Origin of the sequence: Nocardioides caricicola (assembly GCF_039541135.1) — a bacterium.
Taxonomy (GTDB): Bacteria; Actinomycetota; Actinomycetes; order Propionibacteriales; family Nocardioidaceae; genus Nocardioides; species Nocardioides caricicola.
Map to the genome: position 1 here is coordinate 1,035,730 of NZ_BAABFQ010000003.1, position 17,776 is coordinate 1,053,505.

Sequence of the window (17,776 nt, forward strand, 5' to 3'; positions counted from 1 at the left end):
GGGCGTCTCCTACCCACGACCAGGCGCACCTAGTCCCCCACCGCGATCCGGTCGAACGGCAGCAGCGGCTCGACGGCGGGGAACACCCAGACGAGCAGGACCCACACCAGGATCCCGGCCAGGACGAGGGCCTCGATCACCTTCAGCCACAGGGGGCCGGGGAGCAGGCGCCAGAGCGCGGCGTACACGTGAGGAGCCTAGAGCTCAGTGGTCGCGCAGGAGCGAGCCGTAGCCGTACAGCTTCTCGTCGATGCCGTTGTCGCGCAGCGCCATCCACCAGGTCGCGGCGTTGATCGCGATCACCGGCTTGCCCAGCCAGCGCTCGGCCTCGTCGGCGAGCTCGGTCATGCAGAGGTTGGTCCCGCACTGCACGATCGCGTCGACGTCCGGCCCGTCGACCTCGAGGATCGCCTCACGCAGCGTCTGCTCCGACACGTGGGCGATCGACACCGCCGACGGGCAGCACAGGCCCTTGATCGTGCCGACCTCGAAGCCGAGCTCGGTGAAGAACTTGCGGACGTTGGCGTCGCCGATCGGGGTGTACGGCGTGACCACGCCGATCTTCTTGGCGCCGAAGAGCTTCAGCGCCCGCTCGCAGGCCTCGGCGCCGGTCGCGACGTCCAGGCCACCCGAGAGCTCCTTGATCTGCGCGACGAACTGCCGGTTGCCCTCGACACCGTCCCAGAACGTCTCCGCGCTCATGCCCATCACCATGTAGTCGGGCTGCATGGTCATGATGCCCTCGACGCAGTCGGCCATCGAGGCGCGGATCTGCTCGAGCAGCGCCTCCATGCCCTCGTCGTCGCCGATCCGGCCGTCACGGATGAGGATCCGGCCGTAGTGCGACGTGACGCCGGGGACCCGCATCATGTCGAACTCGGGCTGCACGATCGTGTTGGTGCTCGGGGCGATCACGCCGAACTTGCGGCGGTAGCCGAGGCGGTCGGTCACTGCTGGGCTCCTGCACTGACGGGCGTGGGCTCGTCGGCCGGCGCCACGCGCTTGCGCAGCCCGATCGCACCGAGCAGGAAGCACAGCTGGACCACGGAGTTCGTCAGCTGCTCCGCCCACTGCACCTCCTCCGACTGGTTCGGACGGGCGGCCAGCGGCGGCAGCACGAGCGTGCCGACGATGTAGACGGTGTAGAACACCATGCCGGCGGTGAACCCGAACCGGCGCGAGAGGCGGATGCCCAGGATGCCGACGAACACCGCACCGATGGCCGCGACGACCAGCAGCGGCCAGGTGTCGCCCACCGACAGCGCCAGGACGGCGCCGACACCGGGGACGACCAGGAACGGCCACCACGGCACCTGCTGGCCGCGCCAGACGCCGACCAGGGCGCAGGCGATGCCCGCGAAGCCGAACGCGAGGCAAGGGAACAGCATGCCCTCGAGGAACGGGTAGTCCCGGCAGGGCTCCGCGGCGACCAGCGTCTTCCAGAGCGCCTTGCAGAAGCCACCCAGAGTGACCAGCGCGCCGGCGAGCAGCGCCGGGATCCGGACGGCGGGCAGCACCCGGCCGGCGGCCTGCGCGAGCACCACGGACCCGGAGCCGGCGAGCAGCACCGGGACGAAGTCCTCGATGGCGAGCGCCAGGCCGTACTCGGTGCAGGGGTCGACCGCCATCAGGCAGCACTCCCCTGGGTCTCGGGCGCGAAGATGTCGCGCTTCTTGAACCCGGCGGTCGCGAACCGGCCGAAGGCCTTGGCCTTGGTCAGCCAGGCCACGCGGGTGCCGGACTTGGTCGCGGCGAGCACGCCGTCGGCGAGGTACGGCGTCACGGTCTCGACCCGGTCACCGAGGATGTTGAAGATCTTCTTCGCCTTCTCCATCGCCTCGGGCTGGCCGTCGTAGTCGTCCATGAGCAGGTCGGTCGCGACGATGCCGGGCGACAGGAACCCGACCTTGACGTTGGTGTCCTTCGCCTCCTTGACCAGCGTCTCGGTCAGGTAGGTCACGGCCCGCTTCGAGGCGCCGTACGCCGCCATCCCGGGCTGCACCTGACCGGTCGAGCCGAAGCCCTCCATGTTCCAGATCCAGCCACCGGCCGGCTGCTGCTGCAGCCCGGCCATCGCGACCACGCTGCCGTTGGTGGCGCCGAACAGGTTCGTCGCCACCACGGACGCGACGGTGTCCTGCGAGACCTCGGTCAGCGGGCGGCGCGGCGCGGAGATGCCGGCGTTGTTGATCCAGATGTCCACGTGGCCGTACGTCGCCACCGCGTGGTCCCAGAGCGCCTGCACCGACTCGCGCGACGTCACGTCGGCGGGGATGCCGGTCGCCTTCTGGCCGGCGTCCAGCTCACCGAGCGCCTTCGTCACCGCGGCCTCCGACCGGCCACAGATCACCACGCGGCAGTCGCGGGCGACGAGCTCCTTGGCCAGGCCGAGCCCGATGCCGCGGGTGCCGCCGGTGACGACGACGACGCGGCCGTTCCCGGACGTCACGCGCTCTCCCAGGTCAGCAGGCCGTGCACGAAGTGCGTGGTGGTCTCGCCGCTCATCAGCTGCCAGACGACCGCGAGCTCGCGGGTGTCGGCGTCGATGAGCACCTCGCGGCCGCGGATCTTCTCGACCCCGCGCGAGTCGGCGTTCATCAGGTGCTGCGTGGTGAACAGCGCGCGGCCGTAGGAGATCGCGTTGCCCCAGACGTCGGGACCCTCGTACTGCGTGCGGGCGCCGTCGCGGAGCCGCTCGAAGCCGTAGCTGCGCTCGACGTCGCCGGTCCAGGTGACCTGCTGGCGCGCACGGCGCAGGGACAGCGGGTCGTGCTCGATGACCACGTCGACCTTGCCCGCGTCGCTCTGGTCGACCGGGTTCACGAAGAGCTCGCCGGTCCAGGCGCCCTTCTCCTTGGTCGGCAGGACCTGCGGGCGCGAGCCGCGCTGGGTCTCCAGCGCGATCCACTCGTCGACGAACTTCTGCGTCTCCGGGTTGGTCTTGTGGTCGAACGTGCGCTTGTAGACGCCGTTGAAGACGGCGCACACGGCCCAGCCGTCGTGCAGGACCGAGGAGTAGACCTGGGTCTCACCGTCGGCGAGCACCTGGTTCCACGTGCGCAGGTCGGCCTGCCAGCCCGGCGAGTAGTAGTTGGCCTCGACGAACAGGCCGTAGGGCTGGCCGGTGCCGTAGAAGTCCGGACCGCAGTAGACGCGGTTCTGGTCGGAGTCGACGATGCCGAAGTCGAAGTGCGCGCCCAGCTCGAAGCGGTTGCGCAGCGGACCCGCACCCTCCAGCGAGGTGTGCATCCAGTACCGCGACACCCCGTCCTCGACGACGCTCGCGCGGTCGACCCGCTCGAAGCCGACGTGGTTGCCCTCGGCGTCGAAGAGACCCGGGCGACCGTGCCACTCCCCCTCGATCCGCTTCTGCCACTCGCTGCTCACGCGGACACCTCTTCCCCAGAGATCTGCGGAATCGAGTTGTCGAGGAGCAGCGTGCGCACGGCCTCGGTCTGCTCGGCGCCGATGAGCTGCTCCACCTGGGCCCAGACCTTGTCGACGTCGGGGCTGAAGACCAGGGCGCGGTTGCGCTCGTCGCGCGTCGGCAGGTCGGTGTCGGACACGTCCGCGAGGACGGCGTCCGGCACCTCGCCCTCGACCAGGCTGAACCAGTGGTCGAGGTAGGCCTTGACGGCGCCGTCCATGCCGCGGAACGCCTCCTCGTCGGCGCGCTGCACGAGCATCCACGGCGACATCAGCGAGAACTGGCGCGGGCCGATCGCGGTCTTGGTCAGGCCCGGGCGGTTGGTGACCTCCTCGAACGTCGCGTCGAGCGGGGTGTGCGCCCAGTCGAGGTACGCCAGGTGGGTGCCGATGTCCACGCGCGGGATCAGGTCGAGGTGGAACGCGTAGGTGCCCTGGCCGAACACCGAGTCCAGCGTGAAGTGCGGGACCGGCACGCCGGCCGGGCTGAACGCGAACACCATGTGGCTGTCCAGCCCGATGGCCGGGACCGCGAGACCGACGTACACGGCCTTGGCGATCCGCTCGCCCGTGAACACGCGAGCCTCGCCGACCGGGCCGAACGCCTCGGAGACCAGCTCCAGGAGCGGGCCGCCGTCGGCCGCGGGCACCTCGGTGAGGTTGCCGCGCTCGACGATGGTGTCGAGCGTGTTGTGACACAGGGTGCCGGACAGGCTGGTCATGCCTTGATCTCCTCGATGGTCGAACCGGAGTTGCCGGTGGTGTCGGTGCGAGGTACGTCGCCGCGCGCCTCCCGGGCGTCCACGCCGGACTTGATCTGGCGGCTGCGAACCTCCTTGAAGTTCCAGGCGCTCGCCAGCTCGGGGACCTCCTTGCGGATCGGCGACGGGATGACCCGCGCCTCGACCCGCGCCGGGCCCTCGCCCACGATCGTGTTGCCCTCGACGCTCCAGCCGGCGTCGATGAGCTCCTGGCGACGGCGGCGGTAGAGCACCGCGTTGTAGTCGCTCTTCACGTGCAGCTCGTCGGACAGGTCGAACGGCAGCAGCTCGGGGCGGACGTCGTCGACGATCGCCTGGTCCTCGTAGAGCACCTTGAACACGCGGCGCCGGGCGTCGCGGTCGGCCCACTTGCCCTTGAAGAACGTGCGGAGCGCGACGAACTTGACCAGCGTCGTCTCCTCGTCGATCGGGATGTTGACGTCGAAGATCTTCAGCTCGCCCATGGGCGTGCCGACGTCGAGCAGGATCATGTTCGGGAGGTACCAGGTCGTGGAGACCGGGACCGGCGGACGCTGCTGGAGGTCCTTGGTCTTGTTGGGGTTGAGCATGCCCCAGATGCCCTTGGAGTTCGGCGGGTTGAGCACCACCGACACCTTGCAGTGCCACGGCGAGCTCTCGATCTCGAACTCCGGCACCTCCGGCTTCTCCTTGTTGCCGAACACGCCGCCGTGCACGAACGGGGTGTGCGCGACGTCGACGCCGTTCTCGAGGATCCGCTCGTAGTTGGACTTCCAGAGGAACGAGCCCGTGACGGCGCGGTAGGTCTCGGTGTCGTCGATGTCGGACCAGTCCGGGATCGGCGGCCGCTCCTCCTCGGGCAGGTCTCCCATGTAGACCCACACGAACATGTACTTCTCCTGCACCGGGTAGGAGTCGATGCGGGCCTTGCGCGGGATCCCCTTGTCGGGGTGCGCGGGGATCTTCTGCACCTCGCCGTTCGGCTTGTACTCCCAGCCGTGGTACGGGCAGACGATGCAGTCGCCCTTGATCTCGCCGCTCGACAGCGCCGCGCCGCGGTGGACGCAGAGGTCCGACATCGCGACCACCGAGTTGTCGCTGGTCTTGCGGTAGAGCACGAGCTGCTGGCCGAGGACCTTGACCTTCATCGGCTTGCCGGGCAGGACGTCGTCGCTGAACTCGACGGCGTACCAGAAGTTCTTGAACATAGGGGTTCCTCCTAGCGGCGACGTACGTCGGCGATGTCGGTCGGATGGGTCTCGGCGAGACTCTCGAGCCGCTGCTTGGCGGCCGGGTCTCCGGTCAGCTGGACCTTCAGGAAGGTCGTGACCACGTCGGTCAGGACCGAACGCAGGCGCTCGGGGTCCGCGTCGGTGGGGGTCTCCAGGAAGCCGCGCGCGGTGGACGGGTCCTCCGGGTGGGCGGCCAGCAGGTGCCCGGCACCCGCGAGGTTCACCAGCCAGGACTCGGTGGTCTCGGGCAGCGCCTCGCGCCAGGTGCGCTCGATCGGGTTGTGGTCGGGCGAGGTCGGGTCCTCGCCGTAGCGGATCGCGCTCGCGGCGACGACGCCGTCGTTGGTCCCGGCGATCAGCATCGTCGGTGCGCTGACCGGGACCGGGAGCAGCATGCCGGGCGGGTAGCCGAGCATCTGCGAGGCCATGGTGTGGGCGCCGTAGGTGACCACGGCCCGCACGGTCGGGAACCAGCTCGGCCGCGCCGACTGGAGCACGACGGTGCCGCCGGCGGAGTGCCCGAACAGCGCGACCTTGTCGAGGTCGAGCAGCCCGGCGAGCTGCCCGGACTCGTTGAGGGCGGCGACCGCCTCCAGCACCGGCGCCAGCGCCGGGGTCGTGGGCCGTTCGCCGTAGTGGTCGGGCCCGGCGGCGACGATGTCGACGCCCGGCGTCAGGCCGTACTGGCCCGGGAACAGCTCACCGACCCAGTCGTAGCCGACGACCACGAAGCCCGCCGCGACCAGCTCGAACGCGAGCCAGCGGTACGAGTCGGCCGCGACGTTGACGCCCGAGACCAGCACGACGACCGGGAACGGCGCGCCGTCCGGGTCGGCCTGCAGCATCCCGCTCATCTCCTCGACGGAGTCCTGCGGCGGGCGCGCCGGGTAGCGCACGGTGATGTGCACGGTGTCGTACGGCGCCTCCGCGCCGGGCACCCGGGTGGCGGTGCGCAGGCTGCGGACCAAGGTCGTCATGCGCTCAGGCCCAGTCGAGCGGGCGCGGCAGCTGCCGGTCGCCACCCCACAGGGCGCGGACCAGCGTGTCGGTGAGCTCCTTGCCGAAGAACCGGTCGCCCATCTCGTTGGCCGGGTCGCGGTCGGCGATGTTGCGCCGGGTGGCCAGGTCGTCGGCGGCCAGCGCGGCCTGCTCCTCGGCGGGGACCCGCTCGGCCTCGTCGACCCAGCGCAGCCAGCGGTCGAGGTGGTCGTGCGCGAGCTTGGTCACCACGTCGGTGGTGCGGCTGTCGGTCGGTGCCGTGTAGGCGTGCGCCATCGGCGACAGGCTGGCCCGGACGAAGCCGCTGCGGCTGACGAACGGCGCGAGGAAGTCGTTGTCCTGCTGGACCTTCTCCCACTCCGCGTTGAGCGGCCCGAAGTACGTGTCGTACGAGTCGGTGTCGGTGAGCAGGTTGGTCCGCGGCACCGAGTCGACGAAGATCCACGCCTGCGGGAACGCGCCGAGCGCGAGGCCGAAGTGCGGGACCTTCACCTGCGGGCCGAGCCAGATCGTCAGGTGGATGTTGGCGAAGCCCAGCTTCGCGTTCTCCATGTGGGAGTGGATCATCCAGTCGATCTCCGGGCCGGCGTACCCGCGGATCCGGCCGGTCGGGCCACCGTTCTCGCCTCCGAAGCTCTCGAGCACCTCCGTGGAGGGGTCGCGGGTGAGGTCGAAGCGCTCGGCCACCTTGGCCTGGAGGCCGTCGACGAGCTCCATCCAGGTGCCGAAGATGTCCGTGATGTCGGTCGGCGGGGCCTCGTCGTAGAACTCCTGCACGGACTTCAGGGTCTGGCTCATCGGGCTCCTCGCTTTGCCTTCGGACGGAACAACACGGGAACTATATATGATCTATGGCACGCGCAGGAGTCAGACCGGGTACGCCGAGGCACCGAGTCCCGAGCCGCCCGGCCGGAACGCTCCCGGCGCGTGCACGACGCACGTCTGAGTGTGCTCCAGCAGCCCCTCGTCGCCGTACTCCCGCCCCCATCCCGACCGCTTGATGCCGCCGAACGGCGCGCGCAGCGCCATGCCGGTCCGGTTGTGCGTGTTGACGAACGTGAAGCCGGCCTCGAGCCGCGTCGCGACCGCGAACGCGCGGTCCTCGTCGGCCGACCAGACCGACGCCCCGAGGCCGAGGTCGCCGGCGTTGGCGCGCGCGACCGCCTCGTCGACGGTGTCGTACGCCAGCAGCGGAACGGTCGGGCCGAACTGCTCCTCCGCGACCAGCCGGTCGGCGTCCGAGGCACCGAGCACGAGCGTGGGCCGGAGGAAGTGGCCCCGGCCCAGGTCGGTGTGGGCGTCGGTCCCGCCGAGGACCAGCGCCTCCGCGCCGGACGCCACCGCGTCCTCGACCAGGCCGCGCACCCGGGACGCCGACGCGGCGGTGACCACCGGGCCGAGGGTGACCCCCTCGAACAGGGGGTCGCCGACCCGCAGCACCCGGTCGGCCGCGGCGCGGTAGGCGTCGACGACCTCGTCGTAGCGCCGGCGCGGCACCAGCAGCCGCTTGACCGCCATGCACACCTGGCCGGAGGTGGCGAAGCTCGCCATCACCAGGCGCTCCATCGCCTCGGGCGTGAGGTCGGCGTCCTCGAGCAGGATCGCGGGGTCGTTGCCGCCGAGCTCCATCAGGGCCGGCGTGAGGGCCTGCCCGGCGATCGACGCCAGGGCGCGGCCGGCGTTCTCGCCGCCGGTGAACGCGACGCGGTCGACACCGCGATGGCCGACCAGCGCGGTCGCGGTCTCGGCCTCGCCCTGCACGACCTGCACGGTCCCCTCGGGCATCCATCCGCCGAGCAGCTCCACGACGCGCGCGATCGCGAACGGCGCGAACGGCGACGGCTTCACGACCACCGCGTTGCCGGCCACCAGCGCGGGACCGAGCTTGAGGACCGCGAGGATGACCGGCGCGTTCCACGGCGTCACCGCCGCGACCACGCCGTACGGTCGGCGGCGCAGCAGCAGCCGGCCCGCCTCGTCGTCGATGACGTGGTCGGCGAGCAGCTCCGGCGCGCGGTCGGCCGCCCAGCGCAGCACCGCCGCGGAGAACAGCAGCTCGCCGCGGCAGTCCCCCAGGACCTTGCCGGTCTCACGCGCCATCAGCTCGGCGAGGGTGTCGACCTCGGCGACGATCCGCTCGGCACCGGTGCGGACGGCGGTCGCCCGCGAGTCCACGTCGAGCGCGGCCCACTCGGGCTGGGCCTTGCGGGCGTTCGCGACGACGAGGTCGACCTCCGCGGGCGTGGCCGCGACGACGTTGCCGACGAGCTCGTCGTTCCGGGCGGGGTTCTCCCGCTCGATGATCGCCCCGGTCATGTGCTCTTCACACCGACCATGTCCACGACGCCGACGCCGCGCAGCGAGTTGATCATCGAGGTGTTCAGCAGGTGCTTGCGCATCCGCTCACGGTCGGAGGCGAGGTCACGCAGCTCGTCGTGGTACGCCTTGATCGCCTCGGGGTCGTCCTGGCGCAGCTTCTCCCAGTTGTCGTGGGTGATCGTCCTGACGTACGACAGCGCGACCTGCCGGCGCGCCTCGCACGCCTCGTCGAGCTCCTCGAGCGTGCCCTCGCCCTCGATCAGGGCGAGCAGGGCCTTGGTCTCGACGTACGCGTCGTGCAGGCCGCTGTTCATGCCCATCCCGCCGAGCGGGTTGTTGATGTGCGCGGCGTCGCCCATCAGCAGCAGCCGGCCCTTGCGGAACGTGTCGGCGACGCGCTGGTGGACCCGGTAGAGCGTGGTGTGCAGGACGTCCCAGTCCCGGCCGAGGTCGGCCACGCCCCGCAGCCGCTCCTGGATCCGGGCCGGGTCGCTCTCGACCTCGTCCGGCGTGTCCTGGTCGGTCGGGAAGAGGATCCGCCAGTGCTCCGGCGTGCGCAGCAGCACCAGCCACTCGGTGGGGTCGAAGACGTAGTTGACCGCGGAGATGCCCGGCAGGATCGACTCGAGGTCCTCGGTGGTGGACGCGACCAGGAACCGCTCGGGGTAGGTCATGCCCTCGAAGGTGAACCCGGCGGTCTGGCGCACCTGCGAGTTGGCGCCGTCGGCGCCGAGCACCCAGTCCGCCGTGAAGGTGTCGCCGGCCTCGGTGGTCACCGTGGCCGTCGTGCCGTCGGTCGTGGCCTGCACGACCCGCTGGCCGAAGTGCACGGTCACGTTGGCCATGCCCTGCAGGACCTCGAGGACGATCGGCGTCAGCTTGGACTGCTCGAGCTGGACCCGGAACGGGAAGCGGGTGTCCTCGGACAGCACGCCGAGGTCGAGGTCGGCGATCGGGCCGGTACGCCGGTCGCGGTACTGGAAGCCGGTCGACACCAGGCCGCGCTCCATCAGCGGCTCGAGCACGCCGAGGTCGTCGAGCATCTCCAGGCTGGGCGGGTGGAACGTCGACGCGCGCGACTCGCCGGCCAGCGACTCCCCCGCCTCGAGGACGGTCACCTGCACGCCGCCGCGCGCCATCAGCAGCGCCGCGGTCATGCCGACCGGGCCGGCACCTGCAACAACGACGTGCGTCTTCTCCGGGGAAGTCATGAGGCATCTCCTGCGGCGTACCGCTGCTCGAGGGTGAGGAGGTCGGGCAGGCCGAGCAGCTCGGTGAGCTCGCTCCAGCCCAGCCGGGCGACCTGCCCGGCGTCGCCGTGGGCCGCGACCGCGGCGTACACGGCGACCTGCGCCTGCGCGGCGGCGAGCAGCGCGGACACGGGGTGGATCACGACGCGGACGCCGAGGTCCTGCAGCGCGGACCAGTCGGGAGCGGCGCCGGTTCCGGCGGCCTCGGACCGGTTGAACACCATCGGCGGGCAGCTCGTGACGGCCTGCGCGACGGCGGCGATGTCGTCGATGCCGGCGCCCTCGACGAACACCGCGTCGGCGCCCGCCTCGGCGAAGCCGACGCAGCGCTCGATGGCGGACCCGATGCCCTCGACGCCCAGGGCGTCGGTGCGGGCCACGACCACGATCTCCGCCTCGGCCTCGACCATCGCGCGGACGCGAGCGACGGCCTCGTCGACGTCGATGACCTGCTTGCCGGCGAGGTGGCCGCAGCGCTTCGGCGCGACCTGGTCCTCCAGGTGCAGGCCGGCGATCCCGGCGGCGGCGTACGCCCGGGCCGTGGCCCGCGCCTGCAGCGCGTTGCCGTAGCCGGTGTCGGCGTCGGCCAGCAGCGGCAGGCCGTCGAGGGCGGGCACGACGCTCTGCGCGACGCGCACGATGTCGGTCGCGTGCACGTAGCCGAGGTCCGGCAGGCCGAGCTGCACCGCCGAGGCGACCGCACCCGACAGGTGCGCGCCGACGACTCCGGCGCGTGCGGCGAGGCGCGCGCTGACGGCGTCGTGCACGCCTGGGAAGTGGACCAGGTCGGGCCCGGCCAGGATCTCCCTGAAGCGCTGGGCCGACGTGGGACGAGTCATCGCCCGTGCAGGGCCGACATGCCCTCGACGCCGACGACGCGGGCGCCGGTGAAGATGCGGATCGTCTCGACGGTGCCCTCCTCGCCCAGGCCGGAGAAGCCCCAGGCCGGACGCGGCGACATCAGGTGCAGGCTCATGATCGTCGAGCCGTTGACCTTGACCTCGCCGGCACGGACCTTGCGGGCCAGCGCGAGCGCCCGGTCGGTGTCGGTGCCGACGACGTAGCCCTCGAGCCCGAACGGCGTGCCGTTCGCCAGCGCGAGCGCCTCCGCCTCGGTCTCGTAGGTGTGCACGGTGGCGACCGGGCCGAACACCTCCTCGGTCGCGGCGTCCGACGGGACGCCCGTGAGCAGGGTCGGCGCGAGGAACGCGCCCGGGCCGCCGGGCAGCGGCGTGCTCGCGTGCGCGACACCGCCGGCGCCCTCGCGGTCGGCGATCTCCTCGCGCAGCCGGGCCAGGTGGCCGGAGTGCACGATCGGGCCGAGGTCGGTCTCGGGGTCGAGCGGGTCGCCGACGTTGAGGGCCGCGAGCCGCTCGAGGGTGAGGCCGAGGACCTCGTCGGCGATCGCGGCGGGCAGCACCAGGCGGCCGAGCGCGCGGCACCACTGGCCGTTGAGCGTCGTCAGCAGGTCGGCCGCGGCGCGCGCGGCGGCGGCCGGGTCGGCGTCGGGCATGATCACCAGCGGGTTGTTGCCGCCGAGCTCGAGCTGCAGCGCGGTGAAGTCCTCGGCGCAGGCCGCGGCGACGGCCTTGCCACCGAGCGCGCCACCGGTGAACGAGACCGCGCGGATCCGCGCGTCCCGCACCAGCCGGCCGCCGACGGACGAGCCGCCCTGCACCAGCTGGAAGACGCCGGGGTCGACGTCGTGCTCGGCGAGCACCCGGCCGACGACCCGGGCCAGCTCGGTCGTGCCGTACGGCGCGTACTCGCTCGGCTTGAGGATGACGGGCGCGCCCGCGGCCAGGGCGCTGGCGACCTTGTGGGCCGCCATCGGCGCCGGCGCGTTCCACGGCACCAGGCACAGGGCCGGGCCGAGCGGCAGCCGGTGCACCTCGACGGTGTTGCCGGCGTCGGAGGTCAGCTGGTCGGACAGCACGCCCGCGCGCAGCATGCCGGCGGCGAGCCGGAACGCTCCCGGGACGATGATGCCGACGATCGAGGTCTGCCGGATCGGCACGCCGGTCGCGAACGACTCCAGCGCGCACAGCCGCTCCAGCTCGGGCTCGAGTGCATCGGCGACCGCCTCGAGGATCGTCGCCCGGCCCTCGGGGCCGAGGTCGGCCCAGCTGCCGTTCTCGTACGCCGCCCAGGCTGCGGCGGCTGCCTGCTCGACCGACTCCGCGTCGGACTCGGCGGCCGCGCCGACCGTCGTACCGGTGTAGGAGTCCTCGAGCTTCAGGTCGAGCGCACCGGTCGGGACCGACCAGGTGCCTGCGACCAGCTGGACGGCCTCGGGCAGTTCCAGGCGGGTGGTGGTCAAGGGTGCTCCTACTTCTTGAAGCTGTCAGTGGTGGTGAGGCCCGCGTAGCCCTCGTCCTCGACAATCATCTTCGCCAGGTCCAGCTTCCCGCGCTCGGCCGGGAACGCCTGGACCAGCCCCATCGCGGTGTCGCGGACGGCGCGGCCGATCTCGTTGCCCAGGAGGGCGCCGGACGTGCCGCACATCTTCAGCGCGGCCAGCGAGACCTGGTGGGCGTGCTCGCAGATGGCGCCCTTGGCGAGCTTCCAGCTCTTCACGACCTCCTGCTTGGGCAGCATCGGCGGGTCGCTGGCCTCGAGCTCGATCTGTCGGCGCAGCCACAGGTGCGCCTCGGCGAGGTGCTGCTCGCCGTCCCCGATGAGGACCTGGTGCATCGGGCTGGACGCGATCGGCTTGCCGGTGTCGGCGAACGTCGCCGACATGGTGCGGCCCATCGCGTAGTCCCAGACGCCCTGGGCGATGCCGGCGTAGATCGCGGCGATCGCGATCTGGTTGCCGACCCACGAGCCGCGCGACATCGAGGTGGCGCGGGTGAACGCGCCGGGCACGGCCAGCGAGAGCTCGTCGGGGACGAAGCAGCTCTCCATGACCAGGCCGTTGTTGTCGGAGGCGCGCATGCCCAGGCCGAGCCAGGCCGAGCGCGGGCGCGAGCCCTCGGTCTCGCGCGGCACGAGGAACAGCGTCAGCGCGTCGAGACCCTCGACGTCCTCGCGGCGGGCGGTGACCAGGTAGTAGTCAGCCGTGCCGGAGAGGCAGCCGAACGACTTCTCGCCGTTGAGCAGCCAGCCGCCCTCGGTGCGGGTCGCGGTGGTGCGGATCAGCACGTTGGCGTTCGAGGCCTTGACCGCCTCGCTGGCGAAGTTGCCGATCGCCTTCTGCTCGGTGCCCATCAGGTGCAGCACCTTCTCGGCGAAGGCGCGCACGACCGGCGCCTCGTCCTCGTCGTAGAGGCCGGCGTCGAGCGCCGCCAGCGGCAGCATGCCGCGCGAGGACGACGAGCAGTGGAAGAAGAAGGCCAGCGCGGTCGAGCCACAGACCGTGCCGAGGGTGTACGTCGTCGCCGCGAGGTCACGCAGCCCGCCACCGAGGCCGCCGTACTCCTCGGGGACGACCAGGCCGAGCAGGCCCGCGTCGGCGAGCAGCTTGATGTGGCCCTCGGGCAGCGCGGCGGACTCGTCCGCGGACTGGGCGGCAGCGGCGATCGCCGGCAGCACGGACTCGACCCGGGCGGCGCGCTCGCGCTCCGCGTCGGTCAGGTCCGGAAGGAGGTACTCAGCGGTGAGCTTGCCCGTCATCCTGCGGCTCCTACGGGGTTGGTCGTGACCGGCTCGGTCACGAGGTCAGGGGTGGTGACGCCGGTCGGCGCGAGCGCACGGCGCAGCGCGTCGGCGGCGTTGTCGACCCGGTCGGCGTCGGCCGGCGAGTCGACCTCGACGCCGCCGAACAGGCGCACGAGGTCCTCGGTGGCGACGGTCCCGTCCAGGCCGGACAGGGTGGTGTCGAAGTGGTGGACGCCGCTCTTGAGCGCGACGATCGCCTTGACCAGCCCGAGCCGGTCGTGGTTGCGCAGGTGCATCCGCAGCGGCACCGGCCGGGCCAGGCCGACGGCGTCCTGCAGCAGGGAGCGCACCCGCAGCGGCGTCGCGGTGTCGCCGGTCTCGGACAGGCCGATCTCGGCGACCCCGGCCGCGGACAGTGCGACGACCGAGCCGAGCACGACGTCGTGGCGCGCCGGCGCGAACGCGTCGTCGAGGATCACGACCACGTTGCTGGGGGCGCCGTCCGCGATCGCGAGGACCCGGTCGAGGTCGGCGAGGTTCGACGGGTCGACGGTGACCTCGACGGTCGACAGGCCGAGCTCCAGGGCGCGGTCGCGCTGCTCGATCGTGCCCACCAGCGCGGTGCCGCGCTCCTTGAGCTCCTCCGGCACGCCGACCGGTGGCTCGTCCCGGGTGAGGTCGAGCAGCCGGACCCGCACGCCCGCGGCCGCGAGCTCACGGACGGTGTCGAAGATCGCGCTGATCGGGTGGGAACGGGCCCGCAGCGACGCGACCACGCCGCCGTCGGCGACGGTCGCGGCGGTCGGCAGGACGTCGGCGAACTGGCCCCAGCTGCGCGAGTGGAACAGCAGCGGCGCCGTACGCGGCGCGGCGTGGCCGGCGACGACCTCGCCGACGAAGATCGTGTGGTCGCCGCCGGGGTACTCGTGCACGACCTTGCAGTCGAGCCACCCCAGGGCGGAGTCGAGCAGCGGGACGCCGGTCTGCGCGGTCGTCCAGCTCTCGCCGGCGAACCGGTCCTCGACGTCGGGCACCATGCCGGCGAAGCGGCGGGCCACCTCGGCCTGGTCCTTGGCGAGCATGTTGATGCCGAACACGCCGCTGCTCGCGATCAGCTCGTGCGAGTAGAGGTGGCGGGAGAGGCACACCGACACCAGCGGCGGATCGGCGCTGACGCTCGAGAAGGAGCTGGCCGTCATCCCGTGGCGCACGCCGTCGACCAGCGTCGTCACGACAGTGACACCGCTGGGCCATTGGCTCAGCACGTTGCGGAACGTCGACGGATCGACCATGAACACCTCCCTGGCGGTAGAGAATATACGATATCCGATAGGCGCGGAAGCGCAACGGTGCCGTTGACGGGGTTTGCTGCGTGCGACGATGTGGCTACCGGTGATCAGCTGCTCGCCGGAAGGACGACCCAGGGAGAGAAGAAACGATGGCTCGACGCCCAGGAACGGCAACGCCGGTGCGGCCGATCGCCCACCAGTCGCTGGTCGACCGGGTCACCGACGAGCTGCACCGCGCGATCCTCAACGGGGACATCCAGCCGGGTTCGGCGGTGTCGATCGTGGAGCTGTGCGAGCAGTTCGACGTCTCCCACATCCCGGTGCGCGAGGCGCTGCGCCGGCTGGAGAGCGAGGGGCTGGTCAGCCTGCGCCCCGGCCGCTCCGCGCTGGTCGCCTCCCTCAGCCCCGAGGACCTCGCCGACATCTACCGGCTGCGCAAGCTGATCGAGGGCGACCTCGTCGTGCGCGCGATGGCCACCATGTCCGACGAGCGGCTGGCCCTGGCCCAGGACGCCCTCGACGAGTACGCCGAGATCGAGCGTGAGCCCGCGGCCCTGGCTGCCGCACACCACGCGTTCCACGCCGCGCTCATCGACGACGCCGCCGGCGCCGCGGACCGGAGGGTGCTCGACCTGTTGTGGCACGCCGCCGACCGCTACCTGCACCTCCTCATCGGTGGGCTCGACCGGGGCGCGGAGACCACCGAGGGCCGGATCGGGGAGCACCGGCACCTGCTGGACCTCGCGATCGCCGGCAAGACCGACGAGCTGCACGCGGCGTGGATCGCGCACCTCGAGGCGAGCGAGCACGCCCTGGCCGCGGCGCTCGAGCAGCGCGTCGAGGCCTGACCTGCCGCTCAGCCGAAGAGTGCGTCGGCCGCCCGCGAGTCGGCGTACTCCTCGAAGCGGGCGATCCTGCCGTCGCGGAGCGTGACCACCAGGCAGGTGGGGACCCGCACCAGCGCGCCGGCCGCGTTGGTCCCGACCGTGGTCGCCTGCAGCACCCAGCCGCCGTCGAACACGTGCATCCGGACGTCCTCGACGCGCAGGTCGGCACCGGCCTCGACCTGCCGCGTGCGGGACGGGGTCCGCTGGACCTCCGCCTCGCGCTCGCCGATGTTGTGCCACGTGGTGACACCCTCGGCGTAGAGCTCGTCGTCGGCGCGGCGCCCCTCGAGGAACGCCGGCAGCCAGCGCTCCGCGACGGCCCGCGCCTCCTCGATCACCGGCCGGCGACCAGGACCTGGGCCAGCTCCCACGGGCGGCCGTCGACCAGATCGGTGCCCTTGCTGACGAACCGGTTCACCGCCTGCGCCGGGCGCAGCGTGGCGACCTCGACCGGGCCGGTCGCGAGCACCGGGTCGGGCCGGCTGATGATGCCCGAGAACGGACCGCGGTCCGGCGCCCACAGCGTGAAGTCGGCCGACAGCGGGAACAGCGCTCCCCCGCCCTGCTCGCCGCGCCGGCTGGCAACCGCGACGTTCAGCCGGTTCTCCGCCGCCCGCTCGAGCAGGAGCGGATCGAGGTCGGCGCCGGCCTGGGTCGTGAACGGGACCGCGACGACGTCGACGTCCTGCAGGGCCGCGAGGCGGAACGTCTCGGGGTAGAGCGCGTCGTCGCCGACGATGATCGCGAGCCGGCCCCAGGGCAGGTCGACGACCGCGATGCCGTCGCCGTGAGCAGTGGCCCAGGGCGTGCGCGCGCAGGGGTGCAGGGTGGGCTGGCGCAGCACCACACGGTCCGCGGCGAGCACGAGGCCGAGGTGGGCGTCACCCTCGGCGACGCTGGTCGCGACCAGGGTGTCGGTGCCCGCGAGGGCCGCCGCGATCGCGTCGCGGTCGACGTCAGCGAGCTCGGGCAGGACGACCAGCCCGGCGCCGGTGCCGATGGCGTCCTTCAGCAGCGCCAGCACGTCGTCGCCGTCGGCGGGGCTGACGACGGCGGTGAGCAGCTCGTCGGCACCGGCGGGTCGCTGGCGGCCGCGGGGCGCGTCGAGGATCGGGCCGTAGATGTCGGGGCGGCGCGAGCTCATCACGTCGGTGCCGTCGGGGCGGCGCTTGTCGTCGGCGAGGTCGACGTCGATGTCGGCGACGACCACGGCCTCGCCGGTGCGCGGCGCCATGGCGACCACGGTGCCGTCGGGCGCCACGATCTGGCTCTCCCCCGCGCCGTGGAGGCGCTCGGCCGGGACCCCGACCCGCTCGGCGACCATCTGGATGCTGCGCTCGGGGACCAGCGGGCCGACCTTGTTCGCCGCCACCACCCAGACCCGGTTCTCGACGGCGCGGACCGGGATGTGCAGCGAGGCCTCGTCGAGGGCGAACGAGTTCAGGCTGTTCAGCAGCACCTGGGCACCGCCGACCGCCAGCATCCGCGGGGTCTCGTTGATGACGCCGTCCATGCAGGAGTACAGCCCGACGCGGCCGAACGCGGTGTCGATCACCGGCGACGGGGCGATGGCGGGGTCGAGGTGGTCGCGCTCGCTGCCCATCAGCACCTGCTTGTCGGTGACCCCGAGGATCGTGCCGTCGGGAGCGAACAGGATGTTGCTGCCGGTGGTGCGGCCGTCCTCCCTGGCCAGGGTCACGTTGGCCATCAGGTGGAGGCCGTGCTCGGCGGCCTTCGCGGCCAGCGCGGCGACGAACGGGCCGTCGAGGGTGAGCGCCTTGCTCCGCGCGTGCGCGCGGTCGTCGTACCAGGAGACGTGGTTGCAGAACTCCGGCAGCACCACCACGCGGGCGCCCTCGGCGGCGGCCCGGTCGGTCATCCGCAGGCAGGTCGCGAGGTTCTCGTCGACGTCCTCCGTCACGGCGAACTGGACGGCGGCCACACGCAAGATCGACATTCACCACTCCTATATATGATCTACGCTCTAGCTCAAGCGTGGCACACGAACCCCTCGAACAGTAGGAGCAGGCCGGA

18 protein-coding genes are annotated in these 17,776 nt (G+C 72.0%); 1 reads left to right on the forward strand and 17 read right to left on the reverse strand.

Translation table 11 applies throughout. The features are described from left to right. Nucleotides 1-29: 29 nt before the first annotated feature. From ABD875_RS06855 to ABD875_RS06925, 15 genes are all read right to left on the reverse strand, one after another. Nucleotides 30-188: a hypothetical protein gene (locus ABD875_RS06855; RefSeq protein WP_345172545.1), complete on the reverse strand. Its 159-nt coding sequence runs from the start codon at nt 186-188 to the stop codon at nt 30-32. 16 nt (nt 189-204) lie between these two features. Further along, entirely contained in the window at nt 205-951 is a 747-nt protein-coding gene (locus tag ABD875_RS06860; protein WP_345172547.1) for a maleate cis-trans isomerase family protein, read from the reverse strand. After that, the gene (locus ABD875_RS06865) at nt 948-1,628 is read right to left on the reverse strand and encodes a hypothetical protein (RefSeq protein ID WP_345172549.1); all 681 of its coding nucleotides are present in this window, start codon (nt 1,626-1,628) and stop codon (nt 948-950) included. Before ABD875_RS06865 ends, ABD875_RS06860 begins: the two co-directional genes overlap by 4 nt. Continuing rightward, nucleotides 1,628-2,449, reverse strand: coding sequence for an SDR family NAD(P)-dependent oxidoreductase (locus ABD875_RS06870; RefSeq protein WP_345172551.1), 822 nt, complete (start codon nt 2,447-2,449; stop codon nt 1,628-1,630). Before ABD875_RS06870 ends, ABD875_RS06865 begins: the two co-directional genes overlap by 1 nt. Beyond that, nucleotides 2,446-3,387 carry a hypothetical protein gene (locus ABD875_RS06875; RefSeq protein WP_345172553.1) on the reverse strand — a complete coding sequence of 314 codons (942 nt, stop codon included), beginning with the start codon at nt 3,385-3,387 and terminating at the stop codon, nt 2,446-2,448. Before ABD875_RS06875 ends, ABD875_RS06870 begins: the two co-directional genes overlap by 4 nt. Continuing rightward, the gene (locus tag ABD875_RS06880; protein ID WP_345172555.1) at nt 3,384-4,148 is read right to left on the reverse strand and encodes a hypothetical protein; all 765 of its coding nucleotides are present in this window, start codon (nt 4,146-4,148) and stop codon (nt 3,384-3,386) included. Before ABD875_RS06880 ends, ABD875_RS06875 begins: the two co-directional genes overlap by 4 nt. Next, nucleotides 4,145-5,374, reverse strand: coding sequence for an aromatic ring-hydroxylating dioxygenase subunit alpha (locus ABD875_RS06885; protein ID WP_345172558.1), 1,230 nt, complete (start codon nt 5,372-5,374; stop codon nt 4,145-4,147). Before ABD875_RS06885 ends, ABD875_RS06880 begins: the two co-directional genes overlap by 4 nt. Nucleotides 5,375-5,385: 11 nt before the next feature. Next, a complete protein-coding gene (locus ABD875_RS06890; RefSeq protein ID WP_345172560.1) occupies nt 5,386-6,375 on the reverse strand; it encodes an alpha/beta hydrolase family protein in 990 nt (329 codons plus the stop codon). A gap of 4 nt (nt 6,376-6,379) precedes the next feature. Continuing rightward, nucleotides 6,380-7,195 (reverse strand): hypothetical protein, encoded by an 816-nt coding sequence (locus ABD875_RS06895; protein WP_345172562.1) that lies wholly within the window; start codon nt 7,193-7,195, stop codon nt 6,380-6,382. A gap of 69 nt (nt 7,196-7,264) precedes the next feature. After that, on the reverse strand, nt 7,265-8,713 hold the full coding sequence (locus ABD875_RS06900) for an aldehyde dehydrogenase family protein (protein ID WP_345172564.1): 1,449 nt from the start codon (nt 8,711-8,713) through the stop codon (nt 7,265-7,267). Beyond that, a complete protein-coding gene (locus tag ABD875_RS06905; RefSeq protein WP_345172566.1) occupies nt 8,710-9,927 on the reverse strand; it encodes an FAD-dependent oxidoreductase in 1,218 nt (405 codons plus the stop codon). Before ABD875_RS06905 ends, ABD875_RS06900 begins: the two co-directional genes overlap by 4 nt. Beyond that, a complete protein-coding gene (locus ABD875_RS06910; protein ID WP_345172568.1) occupies nt 9,924-10,805 on the reverse strand; it encodes an isocitrate lyase/PEP mutase family protein in 882 nt (293 codons plus the stop codon). Before ABD875_RS06910 ends, ABD875_RS06905 begins: the two co-directional genes overlap by 4 nt. Continuing rightward, nucleotides 10,802-12,286 carry an aldehyde dehydrogenase family protein gene (locus ABD875_RS06915; protein ID WP_345172570.1) on the reverse strand — a complete coding sequence of 495 codons (1,485 nt, stop codon included), beginning with the start codon at nt 12,284-12,286 and terminating at the stop codon, nt 10,802-10,804. Before ABD875_RS06915 ends, ABD875_RS06910 begins: the two co-directional genes overlap by 4 nt. Nucleotides 12,287-12,294: 8 nt before the next feature. Continuing rightward, nucleotides 12,295-13,581 carry an acyl-CoA dehydrogenase family protein gene (locus ABD875_RS06920; RefSeq protein WP_345172572.1) on the reverse strand — a complete coding sequence of 429 codons (1,287 nt, stop codon included), beginning with the start codon at nt 13,579-13,581 and terminating at the stop codon, nt 12,295-12,297. After that, nucleotides 13,578-14,858: a flavin reductase gene (locus ABD875_RS06925; RefSeq protein WP_345172574.1), complete on the reverse strand. Its 1,281-nt coding sequence runs from the start codon at nt 14,856-14,858 to the stop codon at nt 13,578-13,580. The genes ABD875_RS06920 and ABD875_RS06925 overlap by 4 nt, the downstream gene beginning before the upstream one ends. A gap of 146 nt (nt 14,859-15,004) precedes the next feature. On the opposite strand from ABD875_RS06925, the gene ABD875_RS06930 reads away from it, so the two are divergent. Continuing rightward, nucleotides 15,005-15,703 (forward strand): GntR family transcriptional regulator, encoded by a 699-nt coding sequence (locus tag ABD875_RS06930; protein ID WP_345172576.1) that lies wholly within the window; start codon nt 15,005-15,007, stop codon nt 15,701-15,703. 8 nt (nt 15,704-15,711) lie between these two features. Here ABD875_RS06930 and ABD875_RS06935 read toward each other — a convergent pair whose 3' ends face one another. Continuing rightward, entirely contained in the window at nt 15,712-16,080 is a 369-nt protein-coding gene (locus tag ABD875_RS06935) for a nuclear transport factor 2 family protein (RefSeq protein ID WP_345172578.1), read from the reverse strand. Further along, nucleotides 16,077-17,699 carry a nitrilase-related carbon-nitrogen hydrolase gene (locus ABD875_RS06940; RefSeq protein WP_345172580.1) on the reverse strand — a complete coding sequence of 541 codons (1,623 nt, stop codon included), beginning with the start codon at nt 17,697-17,699 and terminating at the stop codon, nt 16,077-16,079. The genes ABD875_RS06935 and ABD875_RS06940 overlap by 4 nt, the downstream gene beginning before the upstream one ends. Nucleotides 17,700-17,776 lie beyond the last annotated feature (77 nt).

What these genes read in the sequence shown, in the direction of transcription:
- ABD875_RS06910 (WP_345172568.1), bottom strand. Translation starts at nt 10,805, where the DNA reads ATGACTCGTCCCACGTCGGCCCAGCGCTTCAGGGAGATCCTGGCCGGG.
- ABD875_RS06905 (WP_345172566.1), bottom strand. Translation starts at nt 9,927, where the DNA reads ATGACTTCCCCGGAGAAGACGCACGTCGTTGTTGCAGGTGCCGGCCCG.
- ABD875_RS06940 (WP_345172580.1), bottom strand. Translation starts at nt 17,699, where the DNA reads ATGTCGATCTTGCGTGTGGCCGCCGTCCAGTTCGCCGTGACGGAGGAC.
- ABD875_RS06865 (WP_345172549.1), bottom strand. Translation starts at nt 1,628, where the DNA reads ATGGCGGTCGACCCCTGCACCGAGTACGGCCTGGCGCTCGCCATCGAG.
- ABD875_RS06900 (WP_345172564.1), bottom strand. Translation starts at nt 8,713, where the DNA reads ATGACCGGGGCGATCATCGAGCGGGAGAACCCCGCCCGGAACGACGAG.
- ABD875_RS06920 (WP_345172572.1), bottom strand. Translation starts at nt 13,581, where the DNA reads ATGACGGGCAAGCTCACCGCTGAGTACCTCCTTCCGGACCTGACCGAC.
- ABD875_RS06925 (WP_345172574.1), bottom strand. Translation starts at nt 14,858, where the DNA reads ATGGTCGATCCGTCGACGTTCCGCAACGTGCTGAGCCAATGGCCCAGC.
- ABD875_RS06885 (WP_345172558.1), bottom strand. Translation starts at nt 5,374, where the DNA reads ATGTTCAAGAACTTCTGGTACGCCGTCGAGTTCAGCGACGACGTCCTG.
- ABD875_RS06895 (WP_345172562.1), bottom strand. Translation starts at nt 7,195, where the DNA reads ATGAGCCAGACCCTGAAGTCCGTGCAGGAGTTCTACGACGAGGCCCCG.
- ABD875_RS06930 (WP_345172576.1), top strand. Translation starts at nt 15,005, where the DNA reads ATGGCTCGACGCCCAGGAACGGCAACGCCGGTGCGGCCGATCGCCCAC.
- ABD875_RS06880 (WP_345172555.1), bottom strand. Translation starts at nt 4,148, where the DNA reads ATGACCAGCCTGTCCGGCACCCTGTGTCACAACACGCTCGACACCATC.
- ABD875_RS06890 (WP_345172560.1), bottom strand. Translation starts at nt 6,375, where the DNA reads ATGACGACCTTGGTCCGCAGCCTGCGCACCGCCACCCGGGTGCCCGGC.